Here is a 12,915-nt window from a genome sequence, read left to right as displayed (position 1 = left end):
TTTACGTTTGAAAATTGTAACTATAGTTTTAACCTAGTATAATAACTTCGTAAAATATTGAAGGAGTAAGTTTAATGGATACAACTAAAAGAGCCCCAAAAAAAGCTTTAACAGAAAAAGAAAAGTCTAGACTTGAAGAAGAAGCTCAATCCCATATTCAAGAATTAGTGGATCGCAGTAAAAAAGCTGAAGATCTTTTCTCAACATATACTCAAGAACAAGTTGATAAGATTGTTGCAGCGATGGCTTTAGCTGCAAGTGAGCATTCACTCGAGTTAGCACATGAAGCTTATGATGAAACAGATCGTGGAGTTGTTGAAGATAAAGACACCAAGAATCGTTTTGCTTCAGAATCGATTTATCATGCAATAAAAGATGATAAGACGGTCGGAGTTGTTAGTGAAAACTCCGTTAAAGGTCAAGTAAAAATAGCTGCGCCTTTAGGAATTTTAGCAGCTGTTACTCCTACAACAAATCCAACTTCGACAACAATTTTTAAATCTATCCTCGCTGCAAAGACGAGAAATACAGTTATTTTTGCTTTTCATCCTCAAGCTCAAGGATGTTCATCCCATGCTGCAAAAATTGTTTATGATGCAGGTGTTGCAGCAGGGGCACCAAAAGATTTTATTTTATGGGTTGAGAAACCTAGTATTCAGGCGACAGCAGCTTTGATGAAAAACCCAAGTATTGCTGCAATTCTAGCAACTGGTGGTCCAGCAATGGTTCATACTGCACTGACTTCTGGAAATCCATCAATGGGCGTTGGTGCCGGGAATGGGGCAGTTTTCATCGATCATACTGCTAATATTCAAAGAGCTGTTGAAGACTTATTAATTTCTAAAAGATTTGATAATGGTATGATTTGTGCAACCGAAAATTCAGTTGTTGTTGAAGCCCCAGTTTACAAAGAATTTTTAAGTAAACTTGAGGATTTAGGCTCTTATGTAGTTCCTAAAAAAGATTACAAAAAAATTGAAGATTTTGTCTTTAATGATACTCATCACGTTAATGGTCCAATTGCTGGAAAATCTGCAAAATGGATTGCTGAACAATCAGGGGTAAAATTACCTGAAGGTAAAGATGTGATGTTATTTGAACTTGATCAAAAAAATATTGGTGAAAAATTATCATCTGAAAAACTTACACCGTTACTTTCAGTTTATAAGGCAAAAGATCGCGAAAACGGAATTAAAATCGTTCAAGATCTTTTAAATTATCAGGGTGCCGGTCACAATGCTGCAATTCAGATTGGTTCGCAAATTGACCCATTTGTTAAAGAATATGCTGATGCAATTGGGGCAGCTAGAATTTTAGTTAATCAACCTGATTCAATTGGTGGAATCGGAGATTTATATACAGATGCTATGCGCCCAAGTTTAACTTTGGGCACTGGTTCGTGGGGTAAAAATTCATTGTCACATAACTTATCAACTTCAGATCTATTAAATATTAAAACAGTTGCTCGTCGTCGTAATCGGCCTCAATGGGTTCGGATTCCTAAAGATATTTATTATGAAAGAAATTCAATAACATATTTACAAGACATAACTAAAATGGATCGAGCTTTTATCGTAGCTGATCCAGGAATGGTTCAATTTGGTTTTGTTGAAAAAGTAATGGAACAGTTAGAACTTCGTAGTGAACCAATTAAAACTTCACTTTATGGCACAATTCAGCCTGATCCTACTCTTGGTCAAGCAATAGAAGTTGCTCGTCAAATGGCCCAATTTAAGCCTGATACAGTCATTGCACTTGGTGGTGGTTCAGCACTTGATGCAGCTAAAATTGCTCGTTATATGTATGAATACTCTTTTGAACATGAAGGCATCTTGGACGATATGGCTGCTTTAAAAGAGTTATTTACTGAGTTACAACAGAAATTTATGGATATCCGTAAGCGAATTGTTAAATTTGACGAACCAAAACATAGTCAAATGATTGCCATTCCTACTACTTCAGGAACTGGTTCAGAGGTAACTCCTTTTGCGGTAATCACTGATGATGAAACTCATGTTAAATATCCTTTAGCTGATTATGAATTAACTCCTCAAATTGCAATCATTGATCCTGAATTAGTTATGACTGTACCGAAGAGGACGGTTGCTTGGTCTGGACTTGATGCTCTGTCTCATTCATTAGAAAGCTATGTTTCAGTAATGTCATCAGAATTTACTCGTCCGTGGGCATTGCAGGCAATTAAATTGATTTTTGAAAACTTGTCAACATCTTATCATTACGATCCTAAAAATCCGACAAAAGAAGGGGAAGAAGCACGAGTTAAGATGCATTATGCTGCAACACTTGCGGGAATGAGTTTTGGTAATGCATTTCTTGGAATTAATCATTCACTAGCTCACAAAACTGGTGGAGAGTTTGGTCTACCTCACGGTTTAGCAATTTCCATTGCGATGCAGCATGTTATTAGATTTAACGCAGTAACAGGTAACGTTAAACGCAGTCCGTTTCCTAGATATGAAGTTTATACGGCTCAAAAAGATTATGCTGATATTGCTCGTTCGCTTGGACTTAAAGGCAAAAATGATGCTGAATTAGTTGATTCTTTGATTAAGGAAATCCAAAAGTTAGCTGCTTCGGTTGAAGTAGATACAACTTTAAGTGGAAATGGTGTAACCAAGAAAGACTTTAATGCAGCTTTAGATAAACTAGTTGATTTAGTTTATAACGATCAATGTACACCTGCTAACCCACGACAGCCTCATCTAGAAGAAATTAGACAACTACTAATTGATCAGTTTTAATTAAATAATTTTCAAACCAAAACCCTCTGAATATCGAAATATTTAGAGGGTTTTGTTATAGTTAGAAGTAATTGGTTTTGAAAGGATCATTACTATTGGCAACATTGGCAAAACTTTATGGACCTTTTTTTGATGGACATGCATGGCTTTCTGTATTTGAATCGACTCACGCTTGGTCAATTATTATTTCGCTAATTCTTTTAGAGTGTTTGTTATCAGTTGATAATGCTTTAGTCTTAGCCACTTTAACTAACGAATTAAAAGATAAAAAAGAGCAAGATGAAGCACTTGGAATTGGGCTAATTGGTTCTTATATTGCAAGATTTGTGATGGTGGGAATTGCAATTTATTTAATTCAGTTTGTTTGGGTTAAAATTATTGGAGCACTCTATCTCATCTATTTATCACTCAGTTATTTCTATCATTTACATCGTCCTGAAACAAATAAAAAAGTTAAAAAAACTGAGCCGACAGTCGGCAAAGTGGCTTTAAAAATGGTAATCATGGATATCGTTTTTAGTATTGATTCAGTTATTGCAGCTCTCGGTGTATCTAAGAATCCTATAATTGTTTTAATTGGCGGATTAATCGGGATTTTAGCCATGAGATTAGTTGCAGAAGCAATGGTCAAATTAATGGTCAAAATTCCAGAATTAAACATTATGGCGTATGTCCTAATCCTTTTTATCGGTGTAAAATTATTGATTTCAGCTCCGCCGTTTAATATTGAAATTCCAGACTACGTATTTGCTTTAGTATTAGTTATTAGTGTGGTTGTGACCTTACTTGTCCATTACTTGAGAAAAAAGCGTAATAGAATAAAACATTAAATCCAGACAAAAAATCCCCTAAGTATTTTAAAATAGGGGCTTTTTGTGTTTTATAACTTGGTATCCCAATACCCACAAAATGGATCAATTGGACTTATGCCTTTAAAAGGTGACTTACCAACTAATTTTTCTACAACAATTGGAGGAACATATTCGTTTGCCGTGTAAGCATTAATATATGTTTTTACCATTGGAACGTCTTGGAGGTGATAGGGGTTTGCAATGGAAATAAAAATTGTCGGAATATCATTTAAAAACCAAGGTGAATTATATCCCATCGGTTTTAGCCAATTAAGTCTAACAGTGGTTTGGTTACTAGCGGTTTTAACATTAGCAAAGTATATTACTGTATCGAATTTTGATTTTAGATCACTAACGGCTCCTTTTGTCATAGCTTTCTTCATTTTTTCGTCGTTAGGATCTAAAACGCTCACGTTAAATCCTTCTTTTTTTAGAGAATCTACAAACAAATTATGTACGGGGGGTTTCCCGCTAGCACTTACTTCATCGCCAATTACGATAACTAAAATATTTTTGTTTTTATCTGGTGTTAACGGTAAAATATTTTGATTATTTTTAACTAAAGTTACTGATTCTTCAGCCAATTCTTTTGCCCATTGGACATGTTCATTACATTGTAAAATTTTTAATGAATCTTTGTCAGGAACCAGAGTTCCGTTGTTTTTTTTGTCAAAAAGATTAAGTCTCATTTTAGTTGCTAAGATTCTAGAAAGAGCTTCATCTATACGATCTGAAGAAATAACTCCGCTTTTTACTGCATTGTATACACTTTGATAATCTTCATCTAAATTTCTTGTAAATAAAATCATGTCACAACCGGCGTTGATAGATTGAGGTAATAGATCTTTTCTTTCCCCCTGACATTCAAAACCAGCCATTGTTGAGGCATCTGTACAAATTAACCCATTATAATTAAGTTGTCCACGTAGTAATCCTTGAAGTAATTCAGGAGATAATGATCCAGGGTAAATATCTTTGTCTTTGATTTCTGGATTAAATTTTTTAGTATAAGATGGTTGATAAATGTGACCTGCCATTAATGTTAATGCGCCTTGATCAATCATGGATTTGTAGATTTTTCCGTAAGTTTGATCCCATTCTTCAGTCGAAAGAGAGTTGACAGAAGTTAAAAGATGTTGGTCGCGGTCATCTACTCCATCTCCAGGAAAATGTTTTATTGAAACGGCCATTCCTTCTTCTTGACACGCTTTGATATATTGACTTGCCATATCAATAACTGTTTCAGGATTATCTCCATACGTTCTAACATTTATAATCGGATTTGCAAAATTTTTATTAAAGTCAACAACTGGAGCAAAAGACCAATTACAACCAACAGCCATTCCTTCTCTTGCTGAAATTTTTCCCAATCGATAAGCATTTTGAGTATTATTAGAAGCAGCAACCTCTAATTGTCGGCCGTAAAAAGTTCCATCAGTTCCGATCCCATCACCACCAGATTCTAGATTAGCTGCTAAAAGAAGTGGGATTGGAGAAACATTTTGAATAATTTTTTGAGTTGATTGAATTTTTTCACTGTCTTGAGGCCGATACATCATTGCGCCTGGGTGAAAATTATTAATTATATTTTTAACTTCTTCTTCTGAGTTAAAATCTCCTTCTAGGCAAAACAACTGACCAATTTTTTCATCGAATGTCATACGCTGCTTTATTTCATCAATTTTTTTAATTTCAGATTTATCTAGAAAAAAAGGATTCGCTGTAAGATCAATTTTTTTCATTAATTATTTCCTTTCAATGTTTTTTTGTTTTCTCTTTGGTAGATGAATAAAGTAAGTGTAAATGAAATCAGCATCGAGATAACAACCACGATAATAGCTGATATTACTCCTGAAAAATTGGTTGATTTAGTTGATAAGAAACATGGAAAAGCGAAAATTCCCTGACCGCCCATTTGATAAAATTTAACTCCAAGAATCATTGCTAAGGCACCTCCGATTGCTGAAGAAACTGAACTAATAATGAAAGGCTTTTTTAAGGGAAGGGAAACACCGTAAATAGCAGGTTCAGTTATACCAAAAATTGCTGGAAAAATAGAAGCGATGGTAGTTTCTTTTTGTTTTTTATTTTTTAAGACAATTGCCAAAGCTAATAGTGCAGCTAGTTCTGTAAAAGGACAAGCAATGTTTGCAGCAAAAATTACATCATATCCTTGAGTAGCTAAATTGTTTAAAACGATCGGGATAATTCCGTTGTGAATTCCAAAAATAACTAAAATTTGCCAAAATCCTCCTACGAATGCTCCCAGTAAAACTGGACTCAATTTATAGAGGAATGTAACGATCCAGGCAATTATATTAGAAAGCCATGTTGCTACTGGACCAATTGCCATTAATGCGACAGGGACGACTATTAGCAATGTTATTAATGGAACAAGAAAATTAGAAATCGCTTCAGGGCTTATTTTTTTTGCGAATTTTTGGACATAAGAAGCAAACCAAATTGCAATAATAATTGGAATAACTGTCGAAGAATAGTTATTGAGAATTACGGGAATTTTTAAGAATGTAAGATAAACTTTTGATTCAAAAATTGTCCCACTAAAAACAGTAGACATTGCTTTACCGCTTACAGAAGCTATAAGTGAAGGATAAATCATTGAAGCACCAATAGCTATTGATGTCATTTGATCAACATGAAATTTTTTTCCAGCAGTAACAGCTAAAAATACTGGGAAAAAGTAAAATAGCGAATCACCAATTGCATTAAGAATAATATAAGTTCCATCTGTTGGAGATATAATTTTGGAAACTGTTAAAATGGCCAATAGTCCTTTAACAATTCCACATGCACAAAGTACCCCTAAAAGTGGTACAAAAATCCCAGATAGAAGATCGACAGCTTTGTCCCAAAAGCTTTTATTTTCTTCACCTTTAATTGTTTCATCGTCATTTGATGTTTCAATTTCTTTATTCTCTTCGGTTGGAAAGTGGTAAATTTCATTTATTTCATCAAATACAGATTCGACATTCATTCCAATGACAACTTGATATTGTCCGCCTCTTTGAATAATATCAACAATGTCTTTATTATTTTTTAGTGATTCAGTGTCAGCTAAATCTTCATTTTTAAGCACGAACCTTAGACGGGTAAAACAATGAATTAAAGATATTACGTTATCTTTTCCACCAACTCCATCTACAATTTCTTTTGCTAAATTTGAGTATTTTCCCATTTTTAGATTTCCTTCTATTTTAAAATTTATTATGTTTTATCATATTGTGGATATGCAAAATCAGATAAGATTGTTCTTCTTTTGAAATTTTGAGACCATATTTTTTATAAAATTTATCACTCAATGTAACTACGCAGTCTTTTTCTTTTGGATATTTGACCATAATAAGATTAGTCAATTGAGAATCTGGTTCGCTTGGATGATAATTCTTTTTAAGAACCCTTTGAATAAAAAATCTGATATGAGTTATAAATCTTTGATAGTAAATAGGGTCGGTGGATTTTGATAAATCGATTTGAAAGTATTCTTCCGTTTTTTTCATAATCCAATGAACCATTTCTACAAATTTATAAGTGTCAAGATCTTTTTTCTTAGTAGTCTCGCAATTGACCAAATGGAGAGCAATTGTTGCAGCCTCATCGTTGTTTAAATCAACATTAAAAAAATTTTTGATAAGTTTTAAAGCAAATAATCCTACACTATATTCTTTGTAATATAGTTGTTTAATGTCCCAATGTAACGGGTTAGAAATTTCAATTCCTTTTTCTTTCTGTTTAACAGCACCATACATATGGTCAGTTAGTGAAATTAAAATACTGTCATTTAGTTTAAGTTTTAGAGTTTCTTCTGCTTTATCAACAACATCATTGGCTATTGCATAATACTCAATTGGTATATCAGCTAATAATTTAGCAAGTCCATCGGCAACCTCTGATGGAATAATTGGAAAATAATATTGAATTTTAGATTCATCAATTTCATCTCCTTTGTGTTTGCCGAACGCAATTCCCGTTCCACTAACAATCATTTCGTTGTTTTGATCATTGATAACAAAAGCAACGTTGTTATTGAGACTCTGTTTGATTATCAAATAATTTCACCCCCTTTAAATTTTTCCAATAAAAAAACCCATTTGTAACATACACTAAAAAGGCCTTGAAGTCTTTTATAAAAGTATATGACAAATAGGTTTAGCTTGTTAAAATGCAACAATGACTATCCACCAGTCAACAACATACTAACATTTAAGGGTTCAATTGTAAACGTTTTTTCAAAGCTGAAAGAATTATTTAAAGCTTTTCATTAGTGATGCGTGTAATTTATATTTTAATCTTTTTAGACGTAACATTTTCCCGTGGATAAACTAATAAAGTTAAAATAAATGCAATAATCATTGAAATAATTACAACAACAATTGCATTAATTAATCCTGAAAAGTTAGATGATTTTGAGGAAATGAAGCAAGGAAATGCAAAAATTCCTTGACCTCCCATTTGATAGAATTTAAGTTTAAATATCATCGCTAAACTTCCTCCAATAGCTGACGAAATACTACTAATAATTAAAGGTTTCATTAAAGGAAGTGACACACCGTAAATTGCAGGTTCAGTAATTCCGAAAATTGTTGGAAAAATCGCTGCAATTATGGTCCTTTTTTGATTTTCTTTTTGTAATATTATTGCTAATGCAAACAAAACTGCCAATTCAGTAAAGGGACAGGCGATATTGGCAGCAAATATAACATCGTATCCTTCAGTTACAATATTATTTAATACAATTGGAATAATTCCATTATGAAATCCCAAGATTACTAAAATCTGCCAGAATCCTCCAATAAATGCGCCAAAGACAATTGGACTTAGTTTGTATAGAACTTCTATGAGCCAAGCAATGATATTCGACATCCAAGTAGCTGCTGGTCCAATTGCAATTAAAGATGTTGGAACAACCACTAATAAAGTAATTAACGGTACAAAAAAGTTTGATATTGATACAGGACTAATTTTTTTAGCAAATTTTTGAACGTAGGAAGCAAACCAGATCGCAATAATGACTGGAATAACAGTTGAAGAGTAATTATTAAGCAATACTGGTATTTTTAAAAATGTTAGATAAATTTTTGATGAGAAAATAGTGTTTTCAAAAACCGTTGAAATTGATTTTCCATTCAAGGCTGAAATTAAGGTAGGATAAATCATTGAAGTTCCAATAGCAAGTGAAGTCATTTGATCGACGTGAAATTTTTTACCAGCAGTAACAGCTAAAAAGATTGGGAAGAAGTATAGCGTTGAATCTCCAATTGCATTTAAAATTACATATGTCCCATCTGTGGGCGTCAGCACTTTTGCAACAACTAAAATTGCTAATAGTCCTTTTATAATTCCACAAGCGCAAATTACGCCAAATAATGGCGCAAAGATGTTAAATAGAAGATCGATTGTTTTATCCCAAAGTGTATTCTTTTTTTTCGGTAAATTGGGGATTTCGTTATATTGTTTAATTGTTTCGGTTGATGCTTCAGTTGGAAAATGATACTTTTTGCTAATTTCTTCGAATAAGATTTCAGCATTTATTCCAATTATAATTTGATATTGTCCACCTTTTTGAATAATATCAACAATATTTTTATTGCTTTTTAAGATTTCAGTATCTGCGAGTGATTCATCAAATAAAACAAATCTCAAGCGTGTAAAACATTGAATTAAAGATACGACGTTTTCTTTACCACCAACGCCGTTAACAATTTCTCGAGCTAATTTAGAGTACTTTATCATTTTAGATCCTTTCATTTAGATGTTAAAAATCAATAAAAAAGCCCACCTGTTACATAATTCAAATCAAAAGGCTTTCGCCTTTCGCAGAATATATGTGACAAGTAGGTTTAGCTTGTTAAACTGCAACAATCACTATCCAATAGTCAACTTTAAAATACTATCATTAACTTATTTGATAGTAAATAAGTTAATCTAATTAACGATTCAAATAACGTTTTAGAAATTCTTTAGTTCTTTCTTCCTTTGGATGTTCAAAAATATCACTTGAGTTACCATGTTCTAAAATAACTCCATCATCCATAAACAAAATTTCGTTCGAAATATCACGGACAAATTGCATTTCGTGGCTAACTATGACCATTGTTAAACCAATTTCAGCAAGCTTTTTCATTGCTTCTAAAACGTCATCTACCATTTCTGGATCAAGAGCTGATGTTGGTTCGTCAAATAGTAAGACATCTGGATTCATTGATACTGCACGGGCAATTGCTACTCGTTGTTTTTGACCGCCAGATAGTTGAGCTGGTTTTGCTTCAAGAAATTGTTCCATTCCAACACTTTGCAAATTTTGGATTGCGGTATCTTTAGCTGCAGCATGGTCTCTTTTTAAAACAGATTCTTGTGGAATGATGCAGTTATTAAGAACAGAAAGATTGTTAAATAAATTAAAAGATTGAAAAACCATTCCTACTTTAGCTCGATAATGATTGAGGTCAAATTTTGGATCAAGAATATTTGATCCTTGATAAATAATTTCCCCGCCAGTAGGTTCTTCAAGTAAATTTAAGCAACGAAGCAATGTTGATTTACCAGAGCCTGATGAGCCAATTATTGAAATAATTTCTTCTTTTTCAATATTGAAAGAAATATCTTTTAAAACGGTATGATTTCCAAAAGTTTTCTTTAAATTTTTAATTTCAAATAATTGTTCTGTCATTTTACACCTGTAATTGGTTAGCCATTAAATTGTAATTTTTTGGGCCAGCCATTTTTCTTTCGATAAATTTCAAAATTTGAGTAACTGTAAAAGTTAAAAATAGATAGATGATCGAAATTACAAAGAAGCTTTGGAAAAATTGATAAGTTTGTCCCGCAATCGTTTGACCATTAAAGAAAAGTTCGGTTACGGAGATAATTGATAGGACAGAGGTATCTTTAATATTAATTACAAATTCATTTCCAACAGCAGGCAGGGAGTTCCTGACAGCTTGAGGGAGTATTACTTTTCTCATCATTTGAAAATGCGACATGCCTAAAGCCATGGCTCCTTCCTTTTGACCAGGATCGACAGCTTCAATCCCACCTCTCATAATTTCAGCCATGTAAGCACCAGTATTAATTGAGACGATTAAAAGAGCTGCAGCAAGCTTATTTACGTTAATTTGAAATGCTTGTGCTAATCCGTAGTAAAAAATGGCAGCTTGAACCATCATTGGGGTTCCACGAAAGATTTCAATATAAAGCCAGAAAAAAGCATTGAGAATTTTTTGACCAATTTTTTTCCCTTTTGATTTTGATAACGGCACAGTCCTGATAATTCCAACCAATAATCCAATTAGAAAACCCACAATTGTTCCAATTAAAGAAATCCAAAGAGTAGTAAGAGTACCGTTTAGTAAAAGGCTCCCGTATTTTTGGAAAATATTGATAAACCAATTTACTTTTTTATCAGATGTTTGAGGCTGATGTTTAACCGCCCAAGTCATCATTTTTTCACGTTTAGACTTAGAGATTCCAGCCAGAATTTGGTTAATTTTTGCCATGTCAGGACTATTTTTTTTGAGTCCAACCGCTGAGGCATCATCTGAGCTGTCAGTTTTAAATCCTTTGCCATTTGAGAATTTAATCATTTTTAAAGAGGGCATTGCATTTTCGACACTGATACCCTCTGGTTCTTGAGCAACGTATCCGTCAATAACGCCACTTTGAAGAGCAGTTCTCATCGCTGAAAAGTCATTCATTGCGGTTTCTTGTTTGACGTCTTTAATTTGTGGTATTAAATCGTAAAGAAATGTACTCAATTGAGAAGTTATTTTAGCACTTTTAAAATCCTGAATAGAAGTAGCATTGGCATATGCCGAATTTTTTCGAACAATCATAATTGCTTTTGATACTAAGTACGGATTTGAAAAATCAACCGTTTTTCTTCTTTCAGGAGTAGGTGACATGCCAGCAATTATTGCATCAATCTTTCCTGAGGTTAATGCAGGAGCTAAACCATCCCAAACAGTTTTGACAATAACAAGTTTTCGATCTAGTTTATTAGCTATAATTTTAGCAATTTGTACATCATACCCATTAGCATATTGCTTTGATCCATCAATTTTTACCGCACCGCCTGAATCGTCAACTTGAGTCCAGTTAAACGGGGGATATCCAGCTTCCATGCCGACTCTGAATTCTTTTTGAGCTGCTGATACTTGATGAATATTAGTTGTTAAAAACAGTGCTAAAACTGCAAACAAAATTAAAAAAAAATGACTTTTTTTGATCTTTAATCCCATAACATTTATCCCTTTTTATAGATAACTAAATATTTTAAAAGTCTACGCCACTCGTGTCAATTAATCTTGCGGTTTGATCAAATAAGACTTGCCTTTTTTGGCAGATTAGCTATAATTGAATGATGTTGTAATAATATAGAGATAGGAGTTCATATAATGGCAACACCTGCAAGAAGAACTTCGAAAACGAAGAAACGGATTCGTCGTGGCAATAAAAAATTGACAGCGCCTTCAATTCATTTTGATGAATTAACGGGCGAATATACATTAAGCCACCACGTATCTCCAAGCGGAATTTACAAAGGAAAACCAGTTATTCAAAAGAATAACGAAAATCCTGCATAATTGAAGATCAAGGGAATCCTTGGTCTTTTTTGTTTATTTTTACAAAGGAATATTTAATGAGTTTACCAACTTGGGATGAACTTCCAAATTTTGATTTATATATGGATCAAATTGTTACAGTAGTTAATGATTCTACCAATCCTTGGGGAGGTGAAATAACTTCTTCAATGGTCAACAATTATGTTAAACATAAGCTTTTAGATTCACCTCAGAAAAAAAAATATAATCGAGTTCACGTTGCCCAATTAATTTTTATTAATCTCATGAAAGAAATTTTTTCACTTGATGAAATTATTTCCCTTAAAGAGCAGTTTTTAGTCGATAGTAAAATTGAAGATCGTTATAATGGTTTTATAAAGATTTTTAATGAACAGCTAGTTAATAGTTCAGATGACGTTAATGATAATTTATCAGATATTTTCGGACAATTATCTAGTGTTTTAATTGCTAAAAGACAAATAAAAAATCTTCTTCAAGAACCTGATCTAGATTCTTGAGGAAGATTAATTTTTCTTAGATAATTTTTCTAATTCAATTGGGACAATACTGAAAATTACCCCAAAAACTAGTGAAACATAGAACGTTTGCAATGGATCATATTGCGTCTTCGTCAAACTTGAGCCGATAAACCCAATGATTTGGAAAAAGGCAATGATCCATACCATCGAAGTTATGTATTTCATTTTTTGTACCTCTCGCATG

The 12,915-nt window shown here is 33.0% G+C and carries 11 protein-coding genes; 4 read left to right on the top strand and 7 right to left on the bottom strand.

What is annotated here, in order from left to right:
- Nucleotides 1–74 precede the first annotated feature (74 nt).
- The gene (gene adhE / locus R8749_RS05650; RefSeq protein ID WP_317694823.1) at nucleotides 75–2,762 is read left to right on the top strand and encodes a bifunctional acetaldehyde-CoA/alcohol dehydrogenase; all 2,688 of its coding nucleotides are present in this window, start codon (nucleotides 75–77) and stop codon (nucleotides 2,760–2,762) included.
- Between the two features lie 95 nt (nucleotides 2,763–2,857).
- Nucleotides 2,858–3,592, top strand: coding sequence for a TerC family protein (locus R8749_RS05645; protein WP_317694821.1), 735 nt, complete (start codon nucleotides 2,858–2,860; stop codon nucleotides 3,590–3,592).
- 50 nt (nucleotides 3,593–3,642) lie between these two features.
- Here the strand turns inward: R8749_RS05645 and R8749_RS05640 are convergent, their stop codons facing one another.
- The 6 genes from R8749_RS05640 to R8749_RS05615 form a co-directional block, all read right to left on the bottom strand.
- Nucleotides 3,643–5,355 carry a glycoside hydrolase family 3 protein gene (locus R8749_RS05640; RefSeq protein WP_317694819.1) on the bottom strand — a complete coding sequence of 571 codons (1,713 nt, stop codon included), beginning with the start codon at nucleotides 5,353–5,355 and terminating at the stop codon, nucleotides 3,643–3,645.
- Nucleotides 5,355–6,809 carry a PTS transporter subunit EIIC gene (locus tag R8749_RS05635; protein WP_317694817.1) on the bottom strand — a complete coding sequence of 485 codons (1,455 nt, stop codon included), beginning with the start codon at nucleotides 6,807–6,809 and terminating at the stop codon, nucleotides 5,355–5,357. The genes R8749_RS05640 and R8749_RS05635 overlap by 1 nt, the downstream gene beginning before the upstream one ends.
- 19 nt (nucleotides 6,810–6,828) lie before the next feature.
- The gene (locus R8749_RS05630; protein WP_317694815.1) at nucleotides 6,829–7,680 is read right to left on the bottom strand and encodes a PRD domain-containing protein; all 852 of its coding nucleotides are present in this window, start codon (nucleotides 7,678–7,680) and stop codon (nucleotides 6,829–6,831) included.
- Nucleotides 7,681–7,909: 229 nt separating this feature from the next.
- On the bottom strand, nucleotides 7,910–9,364 hold the full coding sequence (locus R8749_RS05625) for a PTS transporter subunit EIIC (protein ID WP_317694813.1): 1,455 nt from the start codon (nucleotides 9,362–9,364) through the stop codon (nucleotides 7,910–7,912).
- Nucleotides 9,365–9,560: 196 nt separating this feature from the next.
- A complete protein-coding gene (locus R8749_RS05620) occupies nucleotides 9,561–10,301 on the bottom strand; it encodes an amino acid ABC transporter ATP-binding protein (protein WP_317694811.1) in 741 nt (246 codons plus the stop codon).
- 1 nt (nucleotide 10,302) lies between these two features.
- A complete protein-coding gene (locus tag R8749_RS05615; protein ID WP_317694809.1) occupies nucleotides 10,303–11,868 on the bottom strand; it encodes an ABC transporter permease subunit in 1,566 nt (521 codons plus the stop codon).
- A gap of 156 nt (nucleotides 11,869–12,024) precedes the next feature.
- On the opposite strand from R8749_RS05615, the gene rpmF reads away from it, so the two are divergent.
- Both rpmF and R8749_RS05605 read left to right on the top strand, forming a co-directional pair.
- Entirely contained in the window at nucleotides 12,025–12,213 is a 189-nt protein-coding gene (gene rpmF / locus R8749_RS05610; protein ID WP_317694807.1) for a 50S ribosomal protein L32, read from the top strand.
- Nucleotides 12,214–12,269: 56 nt separating this feature from the next.
- Nucleotides 12,270–12,710, top strand: a complete 441-nt coding sequence (locus tag R8749_RS05605; RefSeq protein WP_317694805.1) for a DUF1836 domain-containing protein — start codon at nucleotides 12,270–12,272, stop codon at nucleotides 12,708–12,710.
- A 6-nt stretch (nucleotides 12,711–12,716) separates the two neighbouring features.
- Here the strand turns inward: R8749_RS05605 and R8749_RS05600 are convergent, their stop codons facing one another.
- Nucleotides 12,717–12,896 (bottom strand): DUF2929 family protein, encoded by a 180-nt coding sequence (locus R8749_RS05600; protein WP_317694803.1) that lies wholly within the window; start codon nucleotides 12,894–12,896, stop codon nucleotides 12,717–12,719.
- Nucleotides 12,897–12,915 lie beyond the last annotated feature (19 nt).

It is taken from the genome of Xylocopilactobacillus apis (assembly GCF_033095965.1).
Taxonomy (GTDB): Bacteria; Bacillota; Bacilli; order Lactobacillales; family Lactobacillaceae; genus Xylocopilactobacillus; species Xylocopilactobacillus apis.
Note: the sequence above shows the minus strand (reverse complement) of the source record. Positions and strands in the feature narration are given on the sequence as shown.